This window comes from Lentzea sp. NEAU-D7, from assembly GCF_026242055.1.
Lineage (GTDB): Bacteria > Actinomycetota > Actinomycetes > Mycobacteriales > Pseudonocardiaceae > Lentzea.
Genome location: NZ_JAPJDL010000002.1, coordinates 150,576 through 169,964, shown reverse-complemented (window position 1 = coordinate 169,964; position 19,389 = coordinate 150,576). Strand labels below are relative to the sequence as shown.

General features: G+C 70.7%; 20 protein-coding genes. 14 read left to right on the top strand and 6 right to left on the bottom strand.

What is annotated here, in order from left to right:
• Positions 1 to 122 precede the first annotated feature (122 nt).
• The 6 genes from ORI60_RS04180 to ORI60_RS04155 all read left to right on the top strand — a co-directional run bounded on the left by ORI60_RS04180 (position 123) and on the right by ORI60_RS04155 (position 9,014).
• Positions 123 to 2,735, top strand: coding sequence for a type 2 lanthipeptide synthetase LanM family protein (locus ORI60_RS04180; RefSeq protein ID WP_266034405.1), 2,613 nt, complete (start codon positions 123 to 125; stop codon positions 2,733 to 2,735).
• The gene (locus tag ORI60_RS04175; RefSeq protein ID WP_189156918.1) at positions 2,732 to 2,920 is read left to right on the top strand and encodes a hypothetical protein; all 189 of its coding nucleotides are present in this window, start codon (positions 2,732 to 2,734) and stop codon (positions 2,918 to 2,920) included. Before ORI60_RS04180 ends, ORI60_RS04175 begins: the two co-directional genes overlap by 4 nt.
• A gap of 69 nt (positions 2,921 to 2,989) precedes the next feature.
• A complete protein-coding gene (locus ORI60_RS04170) occupies positions 2,990 to 5,866 on the top strand; it encodes a helix-turn-helix transcriptional regulator (RefSeq protein ID WP_266034396.1) in 2,877 nt (958 codons plus the stop codon).
• A 120-nt stretch (positions 5,867 to 5,986) separates the two neighbouring features.
• Positions 5,987 to 6,976: an efflux RND transporter periplasmic adaptor subunit gene (locus tag ORI60_RS04165; RefSeq protein WP_266034393.1), complete on the top strand. Its 990-nt coding sequence runs from the start codon at positions 5,987 to 5,989 to the stop codon at positions 6,974 to 6,976.
• Entirely contained in the window at positions 6,976 to 7,686 is a 711-nt protein-coding gene (locus tag ORI60_RS04160) for an ABC transporter ATP-binding protein (RefSeq protein ID WP_266034390.1), read from the top strand. Before ORI60_RS04165 ends, ORI60_RS04160 begins: the two co-directional genes overlap by 1 nt.
• The gene (locus tag ORI60_RS04155; RefSeq protein WP_266034387.1) at positions 7,686 to 9,014 is read left to right on the top strand and encodes an ABC transporter permease; all 1,329 of its coding nucleotides are present in this window, start codon (positions 7,686 to 7,688) and stop codon (positions 9,012 to 9,014) included. Before ORI60_RS04160 ends, ORI60_RS04155 begins: the two co-directional genes overlap by 1 nt.
• An 89-nt stretch (positions 9,015 to 9,103) precedes the next feature.
• Here the strand turns inward: ORI60_RS04155 and ORI60_RS04150 are convergent, their stop codons facing one another.
• A complete protein-coding gene (locus ORI60_RS04150) occupies positions 9,104 to 9,889 on the bottom strand; it encodes an aldo/keto reductase (protein ID WP_266035433.1) in 786 nt (261 codons plus the stop codon).
• 55 nt (positions 9,890 to 9,944) lie between these two features.
• Positions 9,945 to 10,709 carry an SDR family NAD(P)-dependent oxidoreductase gene (locus ORI60_RS04145; RefSeq protein ID WP_266034384.1) on the bottom strand — a complete coding sequence of 255 codons (765 nt, stop codon included), beginning with the start codon at positions 10,707 to 10,709 and terminating at the stop codon, positions 9,945 to 9,947.
• Positions 10,710 to 10,792: 83 nt separating this feature from the next.
• Between ORI60_RS04145 and ORI60_RS04140 the strand changes: the two genes are divergently transcribed.
• From ORI60_RS04140 to ORI60_RS04115, 6 genes are read left to right on the top strand one after another with little or no spacing between them, the layout of a single operon-like run.
• Positions 10,793 to 11,230, top strand: a complete 438-nt coding sequence (locus ORI60_RS04140; RefSeq protein WP_266034381.1) for a MarR family winged helix-turn-helix transcriptional regulator — start codon at positions 10,793 to 10,795, stop codon at positions 11,228 to 11,230.
• Between the two features lie 22 nt (positions 11,231 to 11,252).
• The gene (locus ORI60_RS04135) at positions 11,253 to 12,344 is read left to right on the top strand and encodes an acyl-CoA dehydrogenase family protein (RefSeq protein ID WP_266034376.1); all 1,092 of its coding nucleotides are present in this window, start codon (positions 11,253 to 11,255) and stop codon (positions 12,342 to 12,344) included.
• Complete coding sequence (locus ORI60_RS04130) at positions 12,344 to 12,946, top strand: nitroreductase family protein (protein WP_266034375.1); 603 nt, start codon at positions 12,344 to 12,346, stop codon at positions 12,944 to 12,946. The genes ORI60_RS04135 and ORI60_RS04130 overlap by 1 nt, the downstream gene beginning before the upstream one ends.
• Before the next feature lie 9 nt (positions 12,947 to 12,955).
• Positions 12,956 to 13,753: a thymidylate synthase gene (locus ORI60_RS04125; protein WP_266034372.1), complete on the top strand. Its 798-nt coding sequence runs from the start codon at positions 12,956 to 12,958 to the stop codon at positions 13,751 to 13,753.
• Complete coding sequence (locus tag ORI60_RS04120; protein WP_266034370.1) at positions 13,750 to 14,205, top strand: dihydrofolate reductase; 456 nt, start codon at positions 13,750 to 13,752, stop codon at positions 14,203 to 14,205. The genes ORI60_RS04125 and ORI60_RS04120 overlap by 4 nt, the downstream gene beginning before the upstream one ends.
• 13 nt (positions 14,206 to 14,218) lie before the next feature.
• A complete protein-coding gene (locus tag ORI60_RS04115) occupies positions 14,219 to 14,632 on the top strand; it encodes a hypothetical protein (RefSeq protein ID WP_266034368.1) in 414 nt (137 codons plus the stop codon).
• A 3-nt stretch (positions 14,633 to 14,635) separates the two neighbouring features.
• Here ORI60_RS04115 and ORI60_RS04110 read toward each other — a convergent pair whose 3' ends face one another.
• Genes ORI60_RS04110 through ORI60_RS04095 form a run of 4 tightly spaced genes read right to left on the bottom strand, consistent with a single transcriptional unit; the run spans position 14,636 to position 16,880 of the window.
• Complete coding sequence (locus ORI60_RS04110; RefSeq protein WP_266034366.1) at positions 14,636 to 15,166, bottom strand: YciI family protein; 531 nt, start codon at positions 15,164 to 15,166, stop codon at positions 14,636 to 14,638.
• Between the two features lie 38 nt (positions 15,167 to 15,204).
• A complete protein-coding gene (locus ORI60_RS04105) occupies positions 15,205 to 15,633 on the bottom strand; it encodes a hypothetical protein (RefSeq protein ID WP_266034364.1) in 429 nt (142 codons plus the stop codon).
• Positions 15,606 to 15,965: an MmcQ/YjbR family DNA-binding protein gene (locus ORI60_RS04100; RefSeq protein WP_030475545.1), complete on the bottom strand. Its 360-nt coding sequence runs from the start codon at positions 15,963 to 15,965 to the stop codon at positions 15,606 to 15,608. Before ORI60_RS04100 ends, ORI60_RS04105 begins: the two co-directional genes overlap by 28 nt.
• Positions 15,966 to 15,974: 9 nt before the next feature.
• Positions 15,975 to 16,880: a proteasome assembly chaperone family protein gene (locus tag ORI60_RS04095; protein ID WP_266034357.1), complete on the bottom strand. Its 906-nt coding sequence runs from the start codon at positions 16,878 to 16,880 to the stop codon at positions 15,975 to 15,977.
• 128 nt (positions 16,881 to 17,008) lie between these two features.
• Between ORI60_RS04095 and ORI60_RS04090 the strand changes: the two genes are divergently transcribed.
• Both ORI60_RS04090 and ORI60_RS04085 read left to right on the top strand, forming a co-directional pair.
• Complete coding sequence (locus ORI60_RS04090) at positions 17,009 to 17,602, top strand: DUF4230 domain-containing protein (RefSeq protein ID WP_266034352.1); 594 nt, start codon at positions 17,009 to 17,011, stop codon at positions 17,600 to 17,602.
• A gap of 70 nt (positions 17,603 to 17,672) precedes the next feature.
• On the top strand, positions 17,673 to 19,274 hold the full coding sequence (locus ORI60_RS04085) for a serine/threonine-protein kinase (protein ID WP_266034350.1): 1,602 nt from the start codon (positions 17,673 to 17,675) through the stop codon (positions 19,272 to 19,274).
• Positions 19,275 to 19,389 lie beyond the last annotated feature (115 nt).

Genomic DNA, 19,389 nt, shown 5'->3' with positions numbered 1-19,389 from the left:
TCCGAGTCTCGGGGTGATCGGGCGGCGGAACATGGGTGGCGAACCCCCATATTCACGTCCGCGCGCAAATCTGGGGGATTGCTCCCCATGTGCCGCCCGCCCGCGCGTGCGAGGTTGGCCCGGTGACCTCCGCGGCCGAGACCAGCACCGGTGAGAGCTGGACAGCGGCTTTCGCCCACGCCCTGCGCCCGCTGATAGACGCGTCCCGCACGGAGGTCGCGCCGCCGTTCGACGCGGCCTTCGCCGAGCAGCTGGGACGCCGGCTCGTGGCGATCGCGGCGCGCACGCTCGTGCTGGAGCTGCACGAGGCGCGCGACACGCTGACCAGCCCCACGAGCGCCGAGAGGTTCACCGAGTTCACGCGCACGCTGAACCTCTCGTCCGTCTTCAACCGCTACCCGGTGCTGGCCAGGCTGCTCGCGCAGGCCTGCGAGCAGGCGGTGTCCACGCACCACGAGCTGTCGTCGCGGTTCACCCGCGACCGGGCGAAGATCGTGCGGACGATCTTCGCGGGCGAGGACCCCGGCGCGCTGATCTCCATCGAGATGGGGCAGGGGGACGCGCACCAGCAGGGCAGGACCGTCGCCGTCCTGACGTTCGAGTCCGGCCGGCGGCTCGTCTACCGGCCGCGACCGCTCGGGTTGCACGCGCGGTTCACCGAGCAGCTCACGTGGCTTTCCACTCGAACTGGAATCGAGCTGCGGGCACCGAGGCTCCTTCCCCGCGACGGCTACGGGTGGATCGAGCACATCGCCCACGAGCCGTGCGCGGACGTGGCGGGGGTCGCCGACTTCTACCAGCGGCTCGGCGCGCTGCTCGCGCTGCTCTACGCGGTCGACGGCACCGACATGCACTACGAGAACCTCATCGCGTGCGGTGCCCACCCGGTCCTCGTGGACGTCGAGACGCTGTTCCACCCCACGCTGACGCCGCCCGACGCGGACCCCGCCACACTCGCGCTGGTGCGTTCGGTGCACCGCACCGCCCTGCTCCCCCACGTGCTGATGGGCGACAACGGGGTCGCGGACGTGTCCGGGGTCGGCGGCGACCACGGTGTGCTCTCGCCGTTGAACGCGGTCGACTGGGCCGACGCGGGCACCGACCGGATGCGCCTGGTCAGGCGCCCCAAGACGTCGTCGGGGGCGTCGAACAGGCCGCTGCTCGGCGGTGTTCCCGCCGAACCCGCCGACTACCAGGACTCGCTGCTGACCGGGTTCCGCGCGGGCTACGACGCGATAGTGGCGCACCGGAACGAGCTGCTGCAGCTCGTCCGGAAGTGCGTCAACGAGGAAGTGCGGTTCGTGGCGCGCGCGACGCGGCAGTACGCGCGGTTGCTGGACGAGTCGACGCATCCGTCCGTGCTGGCCGACGCGCTGGACCGCGACCTGGCGTTCGGTGTGCTCGTGGCCGACGATCCGCTGCTCGACCGGCTGGTGCCGTTCGAGGTGTCCGACCTGTGGCGCGGTGACGTGCCGCTGTTCACGTGCCGGCCGGGGTCGACCGACCTGTGGACCGCGTCCGGGCTCCGGCTGCCGGGGATGCTGCCGGAGCCCGGACTGCACGCCGTGACGCGCAAGGTCCTGGGGATGAGCGAGGTCGACCGGCACGACCAGCAGTGGGTGATCACGGCGCTGCTGGCGTCGCGGCCTCGGCCCGTGTCGCACCACAGCGGCGTCGCGGCGCCCGGTCACGTCGCGCCGGTCGACCCGGACCCGGCCCGGCTGCTGGTCGCCGCGTGCGGGATCGCGGACCAGATCCTCGCGCACGCCGTCACCGGCGAGGACCGCGTCAACTGGCTCGGGCTCGAGCTGATCGACGACCGGCACTGGTCGGTGCAGCCCCTCGGCGCCGGTCTCTCCAACGGGTACACGGGTGTGGCGCTGTTCCTCGCCGAGCTGGGCGCGCTGACCGGCGCCGCGCGGTACGTCGACTTCGCGCGCGACGCGCTGCGGCCGTTGCCGGCGCTGCTGGAGATGTTCGCGTCGGAACCGGAACTGGTGACGGCCGTCGGCGGCGGGATCCACGGTCTCGGCGGGATTTGTCACGGGCTGGCGCGCCTCACGCGGCTGCTCGACCTCGATCCCGAGCTGCTCACGCAGGCCGTGCGGCTGATGCCCGAGGAAGATTCGTCGTTCACCGTCGTGGACGGGGTGGCCGGTTCCCTGGCCGCGATGCTCTCCGTGGGCACGCCCGAAGCGCTCGCGCTCGCGGACCGCTACGCCGCTGCTCTGCGCGGTGCCGTCTGCCCCTCGGACGGTTTCGCCCGCGGGCGTGCCGGAATCGGATGGGCGCTGAGGCGTTACGCGGCAACGGTTCGTGACGAGGTATCTGATGTGGCCGCACGGACGTTCCTGGAGAGCGACACCCTCGACCCGACCGACACCGGCTGGTGCTCGGGTCTGGCGGGTGCCGCGCTCGCCCGGGACGACGAGCGGCTGGCCGGTCTGCTGGTGTCCGGGGAACCGTTGCGGGACATGAGTCTCTGCCACGGTGAACTGGGCGTCGTCGAGGCACTGGCCGTCCACCACCCCAGCGCCGCGACCCGCCGCGTGGCGTTGTTGCTGGGCGCACTGGAGGAACACGGCGCGCGGTGCGCCACGCCGGGCGGTGTTCCCTCCCCCGGGCTGCTCACGGGCCTGGCCGGCATCGGCCACGGCCTGCTGCGGCACGGGTTCGCGATCCCGTCAGTCCTGCTGTTGCAAGCGTCACCCGACACAGAGGAGTCCACCCGATGAACGAGTCCCTGCACCGCACGGCCGACCAGCCCGAACCGGCCGAGCACGCGATCGGGGAGATGGAGCTCGCGCCGAAGACCTTCGCGGGTGCGCGCGCCCGTGCGTTGATGGGCCTGACGATGGCGATGAGCGCGTTCGTGGCGATCACCCCAGCCATCTCGGACACCACGGTGAGCGACAAGTAGGAAACTTTCGCCCCGAATACGCCTGGGCAGCCGATACGGAGACCCGACCGGGACCGTTAGGGTCCAGACATGCAGACCCGAGCGCCCCACGTGGTCGGCCGTGACCGTGAGGTCACGGCCATCACGGGGGCTCTCGCACACACCCGCGAGGCCCGCGGCGGCGCCGTCTTCCTCACCGGCGAGGCGGGGATCGGCAAGTCCAGGCTCGCCCGGTACGCGGCCGGCCAGGCGTACGACGAGGGCATGCGGGTGCTCAAAGGACGCGGCACGACCATCGGCCCGATGGTGCCGTTTCGTCCAATCGCGGAAGCGCTCCTGGGCCTGTTCCGGGGCGAACCACCGGACGACTCCGCGCTCGGGCCGTACAAACCGGTGCTGGGCACGCTGATCCCCGAGTGGCACGACCACCGGTCCACGAAGGAGTCGGTCGTCGTGCTGGCCGAGGCGGTGCTGCGGCTGCTCGCCTCCGTCGCGCGCAAGACGCCCTGCCTGCTCGTGCTCGAAGACCTGCACGAGGCGGACGCCGAGACGCTCGCGGTCGTGGAGTACCTGGCGGACAACCTGGAGGACCAGCCGGTTCTGCTGCTGGCCACGATCCGCACCGAACCCGGTCACGCGCTGGAGCTCGTGCACCGGATGGTGCAACGCGGCTCCGGCAGGCTGATGGAGCTGCACCGGCTCTCGCAGGCCGAGGTCGGCCAGATGACGGCCGCCTGCCTGGACAGCGCGCCGGTCCCGGCGGAGCTCGTCGATCGCCTGTGGACGGACAGCGCCGGGAACCCGTTCGTCATCGAGGAACTGTTGCACGGCATGGTGAGCGGCGGCCTGCTCGTGGCCGGGGCGGAAGGCTGGCAGGTGCTGGGCGAGCTCAAGCTGCCCGTGCCGGCCGCGTTCGTGCGCAGCGTCGCGCACCGCACGGACAGGCTGGGTCCGCAGGGCCGCGAGGTGCTGTCCATCGCGGCGGTGCTGGGCCACCGGTTCCCGCTCTCCCTTGTGCAGAAGGTCACCGGCATCGACGACCGGGAGCTGCTCAGCCACCTGCACGCGGGAGTCGCCGCGCAACTCGTGACCCCGGACGAGCCCGCCCCCGACTGGTACGCGTTCCGGCATCCGCTCACCGCGGACGCGTTGCTGGCCCAGCTGCCCCCGGCCGACCGCGTCGCCCTGTCGTCGCGCACGGCCGACGCGGTCGAGGACCTGCACCCCGGCCTGCCCGGCGACTGGTGCCCGCTCGTCGCGAAGCTGCGCTTCGACGCCGGATCCCGGACGCAGGCGGGAATCCTGTTCGCCGAGGCGGGCAGGCGGGCGCTGTCGGGCGGGGCGGCCGAGTCGGCGGTCACGCTGCTCGACCGCGCGCAGAGCCTGCTCACCGAAGACGTCGTGGTCCGCGCCGAGGTCCTCGACACGCTGCTGCCCGCACTGGCCGAGACGGGCGAGTTCGAACGCGCCTTCGCCCTGGAGATCAACGACCTGCACGGCCTGGAGGCCTCGCTGCGGGCGAAGCTCCACACGCGACTGTCCCGCGTCGCCTACCTCGCCGGCTGGTTCACCGAAGGCGTGGAACAGGTGCGCATCGCGCGGACGTTGCTCGGCCAGGACGCACCGGACGAACTGGCCGCGCAGCTGGACGTGAACTCCGCGTACCTCACGCTGAACATCCCGAGCGCCGACCGGATCTCGTCCGCCGCGCGCCTCGCCCGGCAGGCGGCGCTGGCGGCGGACCGGGCGCAGCTGCCGGCGGTGGCGTGCGAGGCGTGGCAGCTGCTCGGGATCATCGCGCGCGAGCACGACATCGACGAGGCGAACGCCTGCTTCGGCAAGGCCCTCGCCCTCGCCGGCACGCACCAGATGCCGATCCAGCACGTCTACGCGCTGGTCCGGCTGGCGGGCAACGAGTGGCTGCAGAACGGCAGCACCGCGTCCCTCGGCCGGACGCACGCCGAGGCGTGCCGGGCGGGCGCGATCACGGTGGCGCACAACGTGGACGCGATCCTGGCGCTGCAGTCGGTGCTGACCGGCGACCACGCCGCGGCCGCCGTGGAGATCGAGCGGTGCCTGCGCACCACCACGCGCCTGCGGTTCCACGCGCTCACCCGCTACCTGCTGATGACGAAGGCGGTGCTGGCCGGGCACAGGGGCAACCGCGCCGAGACCGAGGACGCCGTCAGTGAGTTCGAGGCGGTCGCGAAGAACGGGGCGCAGGAGTACCCGCTGTGCTTCGGGCTCGCCCGCGCGTTCTGCGCGCTGCTGGAGGAGAACCACGCGCTGGCGATGACGGAGCTCGACCACGCGCTCGCGCTGGAGTCGCAGAACCCCACGACGTTCCACCTGTCCGGCACGCACGGCATGCGGGTGCTGCTCGGTGTGCTCGACGGCCGGTTCGGCTGGCCGGACTACCAAGCGCTGACGGCGGCGTCCGCCTCGGAGATGCGGTGGAACCGCCAGTTCACCGAACTGGCGCACGCCGTTCTCCTCGGCCGCGACGACCGCTGCGACGAGGCCCTGGAAGCCTTCCAGCGCGCCCAGGAGGCCGCGGAGCTGTATCCGCTGGCGCGTCACCTCGGGCGGCGGCTCGTCGCCCAGGAGGCGGCGGCGTGGGGCGATCCGGTGTCCTGGCTGCGTTCCGCCGAGGAGTACTTCCACCAGGCCGCGATCCCGGCGGTGGCCTCGGCGTGCCGGGGGCTGCTGCGGCAGGCGGGAGCGCCGGTGCAGCAACGGCGCAGCGGCACGGACCAGGTGCCGCGGCAGCTGCGCGGGCACGGCGTGACCGTCCGCGAGTTCGAGGTGTTCGTGCTGCTGGCTGATCGAATGGGCAACAAGGCGATCGGCACGCGGCTGCACATCTCGCCGCGCACGGTGGAGAAGCACGTGGCCTCGCTCATCGCGAAGACCGGCCAGCCCGACCGTGAAGCGCTTTCCACCTACGCGGCCTCGCTGGGCCGCTGACGCCGATCTTTCGATCAGGGCCGAAACGTCGATGGGCATCGGCCGAAAGACCGATGCAACCTCCGGCACGTATCAGGTGTCCTTATCGGTAGGTTGGTCGAAACGACATGGGGGACGTTCGTGCGCAAAATTGTTCTCGCGCCGCTGTGCGCGCTGGTCACGGTGGCCGTGGCGGCGTGCAGTCCGTCAGGTCCGGAACAGACCAATCCGGAGCTGGCGCCGCGGGGCACGCCGATGACCAAGGCCAAGCCCACCCGGCAGGACATGACCACCAAGCTCAGCATCTCCGGCAAGGTCGAGATGAACCCGACGTTCGGGCTCGTCGCGCCGGTCGCGGGACAGGTGCGGTACTTCGACGTCCCCGCTCCGAACGGCACGCCGACGAAGCCGATCCGGGTCGCGACGGTGTGGAAGGACCAGCAGCCGAACTACGTGGAGGTCCCTGCGGGTTCCACGTTCAGCGGGCGGCTTGTCGACGACAAGGCGACGGTGACGGCGGGCATGCCGATCGCGTCGGCCAAGCACGTCGGCTACGCGATCGTCGGCGACATCGACGGCCAGCAGGCCTACAAGATCAACGGCGCGCTCACCGACGTCGTGGTGCAGATCAAGAACGGGCCCGGCCCGTTCCCGTGCGCCGTGCTCGGCACGATCGCCGCGCTGCCGCAGGGCACCGTCCCGGAGAAGCCACCGGTCACGCCGGACACCAAGGACGAGAAGAAGGACCAGCCGCAGCAGCCGCAACAGCCCCAGCAGCAGCCGCAGCAGCCGAGTGCCTCCACCGGCCTGCGCATCGTGTGCACCGCGCCCGCGGACGTGCAGATGATCAACGGCGCCGCCGCGTCGATCGAGGTCACCACGGGCAAGTCGGCGCAGGCGCTGGTCGTCCCGGTCGAGGCCGTGGCGGGCCAGCAGGGCAAGGGCAAGGTCGACGTCGTCCAGCCCGACGGCTCGCGCCGCACGATCGACGTGGTGCTGGGCCTGACCGACGGCAAGGTCATCGAGGTCAAGTCCGGTCTCACCGGTGACGAGGAGCTCGCGGTGCCGGGCCCGAACCTGCCAGAGGGCCAGCAACAGGGCGGCGACCAGACCAAGCCGACGGGACCGTGATGACGCAGTCCTTCGACCAACCCACGGTGCAGGTCCAGGCACCGCTGCTCCAGCTCAACGGCATCACGAAGGTCCTGAAGGGGCAAGGAGAACCGCGCACCATCCTGTCCGGTGTCGACTTCACCGTCCACCCCGGACAGAGCGTCGCGATCCTGGGCCGTTCGGGTTCCGGCAAGTCGACCCTGCTGTCGCTGATCGGTCTCTTCGACCGCGCCGACGAGGGCCAGTACTTCCTGCACGGCAACGACATCACGAAGCTCCCCGAACGCAGGGCCGCGGCGTTGCGCAGCGCGGAGTTCGGGTTCGTGTTCCAGCGCTTCTTCCTGCTCAAGCACCTCACCGCGGCGCAGAACGTGGCGATGGCACTGGTGAACGGCCAGGGCTGGTCCGCGCGGCGCAAGCGCAGGCAGCAGGTGATGGAGGCGCTGGAGCAGGTCGGCATCGCGCACCTCGCGAAGTCCAAGCCCACCAGGCTTTCCGGTGGTGAGCAGCAGCGCGTGGCGATCGCCCGCGCACTCGTGCGGCAGCCGCGCATCATCCTCGCCGACGAACCCACGGGCGCGCTCGACACCGAGACCGGCAACCTCGTCGTCGAGGTGCTGCTCAACACGACCAGGCAGGGCTGCGGCCTCGTGCTGGTCACGCACGACCACGACCACGCGGCCAAGATGGGCCGCGTGATGGAGCTGCGCGACGGGCGGTTCAACTGATGCTTTCCGGCAAGTTCCGGTCCGCCCTGGTCATCGGCGGACAGGGCATCCGCGCCCGAAAACTGCGCACGTTCCTCTCGATGGTCTCGCTGTTCCTCGGCGTTCTCGCCGTCGTGGCCGTGCAGGCGGGGTCCGAGATCGCCGAACGGGCGATGCTCACCGACGTCGAGCTCCAGGCCGGCAAGGACGGCACGATCATGGGTTACGTCCCCGGCGAGAAGGGCGCGCCGGGCATCGTCGAGTCCACGCTGAAGGGGCGCTCCGACGCGGTCGCGATGATCAGCTCCCGCGCGATCATCGGCGAGCCGGGCGTGCGGCCGATCAACGAGGGCGGCATGCCGTTCGAGTACGCCGGCAGGGGCGGCGACTACTCCGGCCCGATGGTCTACTGCGACGCCAACGGCACCTGCACCGAGCAGAAGCAGCAGGAGAAGAAGCCGGACGGCCAGGCGATCGAGGTCAGCATGGTCGCGCTGACCGGTGACATCCGCCCGTTCAAGCCGTTCCGCCCCGTCTCCGGCACGTGGCTGGAGTTCGGCACCGCGCCGTCGCTGGCACCGCGCATCGTGCTGAACGAGGAAGCCGCCAAGGGCCTCAGGCAGTACCGCGTCCCCGGCGAGATGATGATCGACGGCGCCACCCACCACGTGTCACCGCAGATCATCGGCGTCGTGCAGGACGGCAACATGCAGCCGCGCGTGTACATGCGCCTCGACGAGCTGCGCACGTGGATGCCGTCGGCCGCCGCGACCACCGAGGCCGACAAGTTCCGCGGCGGCGGCACCCAGCTGGAGCTCTACCTGCAGCCGGGTACCGACGACCTGCAGCAGCTGATCAAGGCCAAGCTCGCCGGCGCGGGCCTGCAGCAGAACCAGATGCACTTCCAGACCGTGAACTCCAAGGAGCGCATGCAGTCCGAGCTGAAGATCATGCGACTGATCTTCCTCGGCATGGCGTTCCTGGTGCTGCTGATCGGTGTCGCGGGCATCCTGAACGTCGGCCTGGCCACGGTCGGCGAGCGCGTCGAGGAGTTCGCCCTGCGCCGCGCGGTCGGCATGTCCCGGATGCTGCTCGCGGGCATCGTGCTCGCGGAGACGTTGCTGACGGGCCTGCTGACCGCCGCGCTGGCCATCGGCGCGGGCGCCGCCGGGTTGCAGGTGGCGCTGATGATGTTCGGCAGCAGGTTCCCGTCGTTGCAGGGCACCGCCTTCCCCTGGGAGGCGGGTGTCGCCGGCGTGATCGCGGGTCTCGTCGCCGGTGTGCTCGGCGGGCTGATCCCGGCCATCCGGGCGGCGCGGATCCCGATCGCCACAGTCATGCGGGCCTAGCACTTTCCGGCCCGTTGCCGGCGAAGCCCCGGTCCGCATGATGCGGGCCGGGGCTTCGTATTTCCCTGAACTGTTCGTACTTCCGTGAACTAGTTGAGCTCGTCCGGGTGCGGGCCGATGCGGCCGTCGCGGTCCAGAGTGGACAGCAGCTCGATCTCGGCCTGCGGCAGCTCGAAGTCGAACACGTCGATGTTCTCCTGGATCCGGGACGGCGTCACGGACTTCGGGATCACGACGTTGCCGATCTGCAGGTGCCAGCGCAGCACGACCTGTGCGGCCGACTTGCCGTGCGCGAGCGCGATCTTCTGCACGACGGGGTCGCTCAGCAGCTCGCCGCCCTGGCCGAGCGGGGACCAGGCCTCGGTCTGGATGCCGTGCTCGGCGTGGAACGCGCGCAGTTCGGCCTGCTGGAAGTACGGGTGCAGCTCGATCTGGTTGACCGCGGGCGTGACACCGGTCTCGTCGATCAGCCGCCGCAGGTGCTCGGGCTGGAAGTTGGAGACGCCGATCGCGCGGACGCGGCCCTCCTTCTGCAGCTCGACGAACGCCTTCCAGGTGTCGACGTAGTCGTCGCGCGCCGGGGTCGGCCAGTGGATCAGGTAGAGGTCGAGGACGTCGAGGCCGAGCTTGCGCAGCGACTCGTCGAACGCGCGCTTCGTCGCGTCGTAGCCGTGGTCGTCGTTCCAGAGCTTGGTGGTGACGAAGACGTCGTCGCGGTCCAGGCCCGACTGCGCGATGGCCGCACCGGTGCCGGCCTCGTTGCCGTAGGCGGCGGCGGTGTCGATGCTGCGGTAGCCGGCCTTCAGCGCCTCCGCGACGGCCGGGGTGGCCTCCGCGTCGGGCACCTGCCAGACGCCGAAGCCGAGCTGGGGCATGGTGACGCCGTTGTTGAGCTTCACGGTGTTCAAAACGAGATCCTCACGGTAGTGCTTACGGAATGAGCGTCGGGGCGGTGCCGCCGTCGACGCGCAGGGCGGCTCCGGTCGTCGCGGACGACAGGTCCGACGCGACGTAGGTGATGAGGTTCGCGACCTCGTGGGGGCGGATCAGGCGGCCCAGCAGCAACGTGGGGCGTTCGGTGCGGACGAACTCGGCCTCGCCGCCCTCGCCTACGCGGTCGCGGATGAACTCCTCGACACCGGGCGTCAGCGTCGGGCCGGGCAGCACCGAGTTCACGGTGACGCCGGTGCCCTTGACCTCCTGGGCCATGCCGCGCGAGATCGCGATCTGCGCGGTCTTCGTCATGCCGTAGTGGACCATCTCGGTCGGCGTGAAGACGCCGGACTCGCTGCTCACGAAGATCACCCGGCCCCAGCCGCGCTCGACCATGCGCGGCGTGTAGTGCCGGGCCAGCCGGACGCCGGACATGATGTTGGTGTCGAAGTAGCGCTGCCACTCGGCGTCGTCGATCTCGAAGACCGGCTTCGCGCCGTAGATCCCCAGGTTGTTGACGAGCACGTCCACGTCCGGCACCTGGCCGACCAGGTCGGCCGCGCCCTCGGCGGTCGCGAGGTCCGCCGCGACACCGCGCACGTCACCGCTGGCGCTGAGCTTGCCGACGGCCTCGGCCACCCGCTCCTCGGTGCGGCCGGTGATGACGACGGTGGCACCCGCCTTGAGCAGGCCCTCCGCCGCGGCGAAGCCGATGCCCGCGGTGGAGCCCGTCACAAGTGCCGTGCGTCCCGACAGATCCATGTCTCTCCCCGGTAGACTTGTTGAAGACGATTACAAGCGTACGCAATAGTTGCACACGCTGTCTATTCGAGAAGGGTTGAGCTATGTCACTGGACGACGACGCCGTCCAGGCGCGCGCGCAGGGCTGGCGCACGCTCGCGGCGTTGCACGCGCGCATCGAGGACCGCCTCGAGAGAGCGCTGCAGAAGGCACACGCCCTCTCGGTCAGCGAGTACACCGTTCTGGACGTCCTCAACCGCCAGGACGGGTTCCACCTCCGGATGAACCAGCTCTCCAACGCCGTGGTGCTCAGCCAGTCGGCCACGACGCGCCTGGTCACGCGACTCGAGGACCGCGGCCTGCTCGCGCGCTACCTCTGCCCCACCGACCGGCGCGGCATCTACACCGAGGTCACCGAGAAGGGCCACGAGCTGCTCGCGCTCGCCCGCCCCACGCACGACCAGGTGCTCGCCGCCTCCCTCGAGGAAGCCTCCGGCGCTCCCGAGCTGAAGCCACTCGTTGAGGCGCTCGCCAAGCTGTAGCCGCTGGAGCAAGATCGCGCGCATGGATCTCCACGCCCTGATCCGCGCCGAGGCGCCGTTGGCCGAGCAGCAGCGCTCCCTCACCGAACCGGTGCTGACCGCACTCGTCGACCGCGGCGTGCACCGCCTGATCGCCCCGAAGCGCTACGGCGGCGCCGAGCTCGGCCTGCCCGAGTGGAGCCGGGAGGTCCAGGAGCTGTCGCGATCGGACGCCTCGACCGGCTGGACGGCGATGACGACCACGATCTCGTCGTCGCTGGCCTGGTACCTGCCGGTGGAGGCCGCCGACGAGGTCTTCGGCGATCCGCGCGCGTTGATCGCGGGCACCGCGGCGCCACTGGGCAAAGCCGTGGAGACCGACGGCGGTTACCGCGTGACCGGCCGCTGGGGCTGGGGCAGCGCCGTCACCCATGCGTCGTGGGTCATCGGCGGCACCTTCACGCCCGTCGGGCCGCGTCTCGCCGTGTACCCGCGTTCGGACGTGACGATCCACGACACGTGGCACTCCGCCGGCCTGCGTGCGACCAGTTCGCACGAGTTCTCCCTCACGGACGCCTTCCTGCCGTTCAGGCGCGCGGTGTGGCCGATCGGCATCACGCCCGGCATCGAGGGCCCGATCACCGTGTTCCCGTACTTCAGCTTCCTGGCGGCGGGCGTCGCGTCCGTGTGCCTGGGCGTGGCCCGCCGCGCGATCGACGAGATCGAGGCGCTGGCCGCCGAGAAGACCCCGCAGTACGCGACGACCCGCCTCGCCGAGCAGACCGGCGTGCAGATCGAGCTCGCGCTGATGGAGGCCCGGCTGTCGTCCGCGGTGGCGTTCCTGCACGACACGCTGAGCACGGCCTGGGAGCACGCGGTGAACGGCGAGACCGCGCCGGATCCCGTGAAGGCACGGCTGCGGCTGGCCTGCTCGTTCGCCGCGGCCGAGGCCACCGACGTGGCGCAGAAGGCGTTCGCGGCGGGCGGCGGCAGTTCCGTGTTCGAGTCGTCCGCCCTGCAACGCTGCCTGCGCGACGCGCACGTGGCCGCCCAGCACACGGTGGTGTCGCGCCGGATGCTGGAGACGTACTCGATGCTCAAGCTCGGGCTCGGCCCGGACATGACGAGGTTCTGATGGACGCCCTCGAAGCGATCATGACCACGCGGGCCATCCGCCGCTTCACCGGCGAGCCCGTCGCCGAGGACGACGTGTGGACGTGCCTGCGCGCGGCCCAGCAGGCGCCGTCCGGCGGCAACGTCCAGCCCACCCGGTACCTGGTCGTCACCGATCCGGACGTGCGCGCCGAGGTCGGCAGGCTGTACCGCAGCGCGTTCACCCGCTACACCGAGACGGCCCCGGAACGCACCGACGCCGTCGGCCTGCGGATCGGCCGGTCCGCGAACCACCTCGCCGACACCCTGGCCTCCGTGCCGGTGATCGTGTTCTTCCTCATGCCACGCCTGCGGTCGCTGGTGGACGGCATCGACATCGGGCCGGTGCACGCGTCGGTCTACCCCGCCGTCCAGAACTTCTGCCTGGCCGCCCGCGCGCTGGGGCTCGGCACCACGCTGACCACGGTCATCAGGGTCCACCACGCCGAGGCGCTGGAGCTGCTCGGCGTGCCCGACCGGTGGGAGATCGCCGCGATGGTGCCGCTCGGGCACCCCGCCGAGAGGTTCTCCGTGGCCGTGCGGCGGGACGTGTCGGAGCTGACGGCGTTCAACCGCTGGAGTTAGGGTGCGGGCATGCCCGACACGCAGTACGAAGACCTGCTCCGCCACGTGTTGAAGGAAGGCGTGCGCAAGGAGGACCGCACCGGCACCGGCACGCGGTCCATCTTCGGCCACCAGCTGCGCTACCCGCTCGCCGCGGGCTTCCCGCTGATCACGACCAAGCGCGTGCACTTCAAGTCGATCGCCTACGAACTGCTGTGGTTCCTGCGCGGCGACAGCAACGTGAAGTGGCTGCAGGAGCACGGCGTGTCCATCTGGGACGAGTGGGCGTCGCCCGAGGGCGAGCTGGGCCCGGTCTACGGCGTGCAGTGGCGCTCTTGGCCCACCCCCGACGGCGGGCACGTCGACCAGATCGCCGAGGTGCTGAAGACGTTGCGGACGAACCCGGACTCGCGCCGGATCATCGTCTCGGCCTGGAACGTCGGCGAGATCGCGCAGATGGCGCTGCCGCCGTGCCACGCGTTCTTCCAGTTCTACGTGGCGGACGGCAAGCTCTCCTGCCAGCTCTACCAGCGCAGCGCGGACCTGTTCCTGGGCGTGCCGTTCAACATCGCCTCCTACGCGCTGCTGACCCACATGATCGCCGCGCAGACGGGCCTCGGCGTCGGCGACTTCATCTGGACCGGCGGCGACTGCCACATCTACGACAACCACGTCGAGCAGGTAGAGCTGCAGCTCAGCCGCGAGGCGCGCGACTTCCCCACGCTGAAGATGGCCCCCGCCGCCTCGCTGTTCGACTACGCCTACGAGGACTTCACGATCGAGGGCTACGACCCGCATCCCGGCATCAAGGCCCCGGTGGCGGTGTGATCGGGCTGATCTGGGCGCAGGCCGCGAACGGCGTGATCGGCCGCGACAACGCCATCCCGTGGCACGTCCCCGAGGACATGAAGCGCTTCCGGGAGCTCACCGCGGGCGCGGCCGTCCTCATGGGACGCCGCACCTGGGAGTCGCTGCCGCCGCGCTTCCGCCCGCTCCCGGGCCGTCGCAACCTGGTGCTGTCGCGCACGCCGCAGGAGGGTGCGGAGACGTTCTCCTCGCTGGAGAAGGCTCTGGCGGACGTGACCGGCGACCTGTGGGTGATGGGCGGCTCGGCGGTGTACGCGGCGACGCTGCCGTTCGCCGACCGCGTCGAGGTGACGGAGATCCGCGAGTCGTTCGAGGGCGACACGTTCGCCCCCGCCGTGGACCGCTCGCCGGTTCGCGTCGGCGAGTGGCTGGAGTCGAGCAGCGGGCTGCACTACCGGTTCGTCAGCTACTGAGAGCCTCACGCCCGTGGCGACTGAAACCGAGGTGGGAGAGCTGTTGCGCCAGCGCGGCTGGCGGACGGCGTTCACACTCGCCGAAAGGGTGCAAGCCTGGGCCGCCCTGGTGAGCGTCGTCGAGCGCGGCTACGGCGACAACATCTACGAGTACACCAATGACCTCTACTGCCGAAACTGGCTGCATGAGGCATGGCTTCTGCTGGACGAACACGTCGTCCAGCTCTGGACGCCGCAGATCAAGGCTCTGGACGACCGGTACAGGACCGCGACCGTCGACGACGACGGCCAAGCACTCGGCCAGTTCCACCGGCTGCCCGGCCCCGATCTGTGGTGGTGGCGAAGACACCCCCGCATCCTCACCGGAGACCTCGGGCGTTCGCTTCACTCAGTTGGCGCCATCGGCACGGACCCCGACGCAGCGTGACCCTCAGCCTCGTGGAGTCGCGGGACCACTCCTAGCGCCGGCCGCCGAACTCCCACTCGTGGACCTCGACGGCGTCGTACCGACCGGGCGTGAGCACCGACGCCGGGTCCGCCGACCTGACCAGCGCCGCCGTCCCCAGCCACGCGGTGCCGTCCCCAGCCACGCGGTGCCGTCGTCGGACAGCAGCGGCCCGTACGCGACCAGCTCCTCGGGCCGCGCCGGCACGAGGTCCACGGCCTCCCCCGCCCCGAAGCCGAGCACGAGGTGCCCTCCGCCCTCACGGCCTCCGGCGAAGTCCCACATGGTGCGCCCGAGCACGTTGCGCCACCGGCGCACCAGGACGTCGCGATAGCCGCCGGCCTGGTAGACGGGCTCCTCGAACGCGAACGCGCGGGCCGCCGCCGCGTCCGGCACGTCGACGACGTGCACGCTGCCCGTGAGCACGCCGTCGGCGAACGTCGGGCCGCGGGCGATGAGCGAGAACCCGTCCATGTAGGACCAGTGCTCCTCGAGCAGGCTCGAGCGCAGGGGCATCGAACCGGGCCTGTCCCGGTGGTAGCAGAGGAACTCCACTAGAGCCCGACCTCGGTGGTCCACACGGGAAGGACGAAGTCCTCGTCCGTTCCCGGCCAGGCGCCGGCGAGGTAGGCGCCGACGACGGCCGCGAGCGTCGCGTCCGGGTCGACCTTCGCGTCGAACGGCAGCGCGTCCTTCTTCGCGGAGGTCGTCGAGCACTTCAAGTGCCCTGCCTGCGCGTCGTACCAGACGTAGAAGGTCGCGGTCCGCTCCATCGCGGTCACGCGCTCACCGAGCCGTCGCGCGGTCTCCTCGAACGCGGCTACCACCTCCGCCGCCGCGGGTGTCTCCCCCTTGGCCCTGCCCAGCGACCAGGTGTTCTCCTCCGCCTGGGCCAGGAGGTCGCCTGTCAGCAGCAACGGCTCGTCCGCGACCTCGCGGATCCACTTCGTCAGCGTCATCGGCGTCGTGCCCTCGCGTGCCACGCTTCCACGATCAACTCCTCCAGCTCCCCCACCTCGATGTGCTCCAGCCGCACCAGGATCGCGGGGTACCCGTGGAAGTGCGGCGTCGTGAAGTAGACCGAGTGGTCGGAGGCCAGCAGGGCCTCCTTGGCCCCCAGGTCGGGCACGCGGGCCGCCAGGATGGGCCCGGAGGGTGCCGCGGCGCCCAGTGCCGACAGATCGGTCTTGCGCAGCGGCCGTTCCCAGACGAACAGCTTGTCCTTGACCCTCCAGTCGACGACACCCTCGCGCACCCGCTCCGTGACGTCGGGCATGGAGGTGGCGATCCTGTGCACGTCGTCCCAGGTGGCCATCACAAGCTCCTACAGGTGGTCCGGCGGACGCTGCTGCTCGGCCAGGAACCGTTCGAACTCGGCGCCCAGTTCGTCCGCGCTGGGGAGGTCGGTGTTGCCGACAGTCTGGATGAACGCGTCGTACTGCCGCTCGAGCGCTTCCACGACCTGCGCGACCTCCTCCGACTCCGCGACCTGGCGGTGGATCTCGGCGTCGGCGGCCTGGGCCGCGTCGACCAGCGAGCCGATCGGTAGGGCGAGGCCGGTGGCGCGGGCCAGTGCGTCGAGCAGGGTCACGGCGGCGGTCGGGTACTGCGACTGCGCCAGGTAGTGCGGCACCTGGGCGGCGAAGCCCATCGCGTCGTGGCCCGCCTGGCCGAGGCGGAACTCCAGCAGGCCGGAGACGTTGCCCGGCACCTGCACGCGGTTGAAGAACGGCTGGTACTCCGACACCAGCTCAGGGCGCGTGGCGTGGCCGATGACGTTCAACGGCCGGGTGTGCGGCACGCCCATCGGGATGCCGTGGAAGCCCACGGTCAGACGCACGCCCCAGCGGTCGATGAGCGAACGCACGGCCTGGATGAACGCCTCCCAACCGCGGTCCGGCTCCGGGCCCTTGAGCAGCAGGAACGGGTGACCCGCGCTGTCCCAGAGCAGGTGCACGACCAGTTCCGGGGCGGCGTAGTCCTCCCAGTGGTCGGTCGCGTAGGTCATCAGCGGGCGGCGCGAGCGGTAGTCGATCAGGCCGTCGATGTCGAAACGCGCGACGACGCGGCTCTCCAGCGTCTCCAGCAGGTGCTCGGAGAGCAGGCGGCCCGCGGCGCCGGCGTCCATGAAGCCCTCGAAGTGGTGCAGCAGCACCGCACCTGTCAGGTCCGGCACCTCCGAGTCCACCTCGTACAGGTTCTCCGGGTCCACCGCACGCCTCCTGATCAATCGCTCTCGTCTCGTCCAAGCCAACCACGTGGACACGGAACTGATTCCGCACGGGTCGATTAGCCCATACGGACCGTGTGCGCGCATCACCTCACGGGTACTCCAACGCGGTGGACAGGCGCTGGGTGATGCGTGGAACTGTGGTCGCGGCCGTCGTCATTCTCCTCGGCGCGGCGGTGTTCGTCTTCGGCCAGTTCAGGCCTTTCGGCGACGAATCCATCGATCGCAGCCAGCCCGCCATGCTCGAGTCGGTGCGGGACCTGAGCCAGTACCACGCCGCGGCCGGCGAGTTCCAGGTCGTGCTGGACATCGAGAACGACGTCAAGTGGGTTCCCGCGGCGCTGGCGGGCGAACGCACGCTCTTCGTCGCGGCCGGGTCGGTCAACGCGTTCGTGGACCTGGGGACGCTGAAGGACGACGGCCTGGTCGTGTCCGCGGACGGCAAGACCGTGGAGCTGCGCATCCCGAAGGCGCAGCTCGACAAACCGAACCTGCACCACGACCGTTCGTACGTCTTCAGCCAGGAACGCGGCCTGATCAACGACCTGCAGGCGCTCGCGGGACCTCCTGACCAGCAGCGTTTCTACGTCGCCGCCGAGGGCAAGCTGGCGGAGGCGGCCAAGCGGTCGGAGCTGCTCACCCGTGCCGAGGACAACACGAGGGTCATGCTCACCGGAATGCTGCAGTCCTTGGGATTCCAGGTGAAAGTGATCACCGACTGAGCCGAACCCACCACGTCCTTCTCGACGAACGTCCACCGGTGTCCCCCTCGCTCCGGGATAGGATTCGTTGGTGGAAGACGATCTGATGGCCTGGGCGCCCGCGCAGAGCGCCGCGCAGGCGCCCGAGATCGCGTTGCCCGGCTTCAGCGCCTTCCGCGTGATCGCGCAGGGCGGCGAGGGCACGATCTACCGGGCCCGGCAGGACGGTCTGGGCCGCGACGTCGCGGTCAAGGTGCTGCAGGTGACGGACCCGGCCACGGTCGCGCGGTTCCGCCGCGAGCTGGCGATCACCGTCGAGCTGGGCCGCCAGCACCCGCACATCGTCACGGTGCTCGACACGGGCACGCTGCCGGACGGCCGCCCGTGCATCGTCATGGAGTTCTACGAGCGGGGCTCGCTGCACGACCGCCTGCGCGCCATGGGTCCGCTGCCCGTGCAGGACGTGGTGGCGGCGGGCATCGCGGTGGCGGACGCGCTGGCGTTCGCGCACGGCCAGGGCATCCTGCACCGGGACGTGAAGCCGCAGAACGTCCTGGTGCTCCCGACTTCGTACGTGCTGGCCGATTTCGGCATCGCGCGCGGCGCCGACGCGGGGCATTCCGCGTCACTGCAGATGGTCAGCTACCGGCACGCCGCGCCGCAGATGCTGGAGGGCGCCACCCCGTCGTTCGCCGACGACGTCTGGTCGCTCGGCTCGACGCTGTTCACGCTGCTGGAGGGCAAGCCGCCGTTCGCCTCGGACAACCCCGACGAGGACACGCTGCTGTCCTACGTCGGGCGCGTCAGCAGCGGCGAACCCCGGCCGCTCACCCGGTTCGACGTGCCGGCGTGGCTGGTCGCCGTGATCGACCGCTGCCTGCGCAAGGACAGGGCCGAGCGCTTCGGTTCGGCACTGGAGCTGCGCGACGCGCTGATGGCGGCGACCTCCGGCACCGCGCTGTCCACTGTGGACCCGGATGCGACGGCGATGCTGGGCGAGCGCCCCGACTTCTACCCGGAGGGCCCGACCGAGGCACCCGGTTTCGGCCCGCGCGGCTTCCAGCCCGAACCGGAACCGGAACCGGAACCCGAGCCGGAGCGCGACGACTCGTGGCGGGGCAGGCTCGAAGACCTGACGTACCGGCAACACGACCTCGTCCCGCCGCCACCTCCGAGGCCTGTTCCGGTCGCGGTGCTCCCGAGCGTGGACCTCCCTCCCGTCGAACCGATGACGGCGCCGGTCCGCAAGAGCAAGCGCGGCGCCGTGCTCGCGTTGCTGGCCGTGATCGCCGTGACGGGCGGGCTCGCCGCGGGGATCGTCCTCAACAGGGGCGACGGCCAGCAGGCCCAGCCACCCGTGACGACGACGACACCGCCTGTGCCGACGTCGGACTCCGCCGACGCGGGCCCTTCGCCGAACACCGACCCGAAGTTCGTCCCGGTGCTCAAGCGCGCCGAGTACAAGGGCAGGTCGATCGAGCTGGAGTGGACCGATCCGAGCGGTGGTCAGGCCCAGTTCGTGGTGGTCGACGTGACCGGCACCAAGCCGAACGCGCTCACGACGGTGACGGGCGGCGGCACGAAGTACGTCGTCGAGGACGGCGGCGGCGACCGGCGGTGCTTCCAGATCGCGGCGCTCGGCTACAACGGCGAACGCGGCAGCTCCGCAAAGGTCTGTGCCAACAGGAACTGAATGTTCCGGGCCGATGTTGTTGCGGCCGCACGAACTGGCGTACGGTCCCCCGGTGCAGAGCGCTCGTTATGCCGGCCCACCGATGTTCGCTCGTGGACGAAAGCGCCGAACACTC

Coding starts and splice junctions, on each gene's coding strand:
- ORI60_RS04175 (WP_189156918.1), top strand. CDS start 2,732: ATGAACGAGTCCCTGCACCGCACGGCCGACCAGCCCGAACCGGCCGAG.
- ORI60_RS04170 (WP_266034396.1), top strand. CDS start 2,990: ATGCAGACCCGAGCGCCCCACGTGGTCGGCCGTGACCGTGAGGTCACG.
- ORI60_RS04160 (WP_266034390.1), top strand. CDS start 6,976: ATGACGCAGTCCTTCGACCAACCCACGGTGCAGGTCCAGGCACCGCTG.
- ORI60_RS04155 (WP_266034387.1), top strand. CDS start 7,686: ATGCTTTCCGGCAAGTTCCGGTCCGCCCTGGTCATCGGCGGACAGGGC.
- ORI60_RS04150 (WP_266035433.1), bottom strand. CDS start 9,889: ATGCCCCAGCTCGGCTTCGGCGTCTGGCAGGTGCCCGACGCGGAGGCC.
- ORI60_RS04145 (WP_266034384.1), bottom strand. CDS start 10,709: ATGGATCTGTCGGGACGCACGGCACTTGTGACGGGCTCCACCGCGGGC.
- ORI60_RS04140 (WP_266034381.1), top strand. CDS start 10,793: ATGTCACTGGACGACGACGCCGTCCAGGCGCGCGCGCAGGGCTGGCGC.
- ORI60_RS04135 (WP_266034376.1), top strand. CDS start 11,253: ATGGATCTCCACGCCCTGATCCGCGCCGAGGCGCCGTTGGCCGAGCAG.
- ORI60_RS04130 (WP_266034375.1), top strand. CDS start 12,344: ATGGACGCCCTCGAAGCGATCATGACCACGCGGGCCATCCGCCGCTTC.
- ORI60_RS04125 (WP_266034372.1), top strand. CDS start 12,956: ATGCCCGACACGCAGTACGAAGACCTGCTCCGCCACGTGTTGAAGGAA.
- ORI60_RS04110 (WP_266034366.1), bottom strand. CDS start 15,166: ATGCCCCTGCGCTCGAGCCTGCTCGAGGAGCACTGGTCCTACATGGAC.
- ORI60_RS04100 (WP_030475545.1), bottom strand. CDS start 15,965: ATGGCCACCTGGGACGACGTGCACAGGATCGCCACCTCCATGCCCGAC.
- ORI60_RS04090 (WP_266034352.1), top strand. CDS start 17,009: ATGCGTGGAACTGTGGTCGCGGCCGTCGTCATTCTCCTCGGCGCGGCG.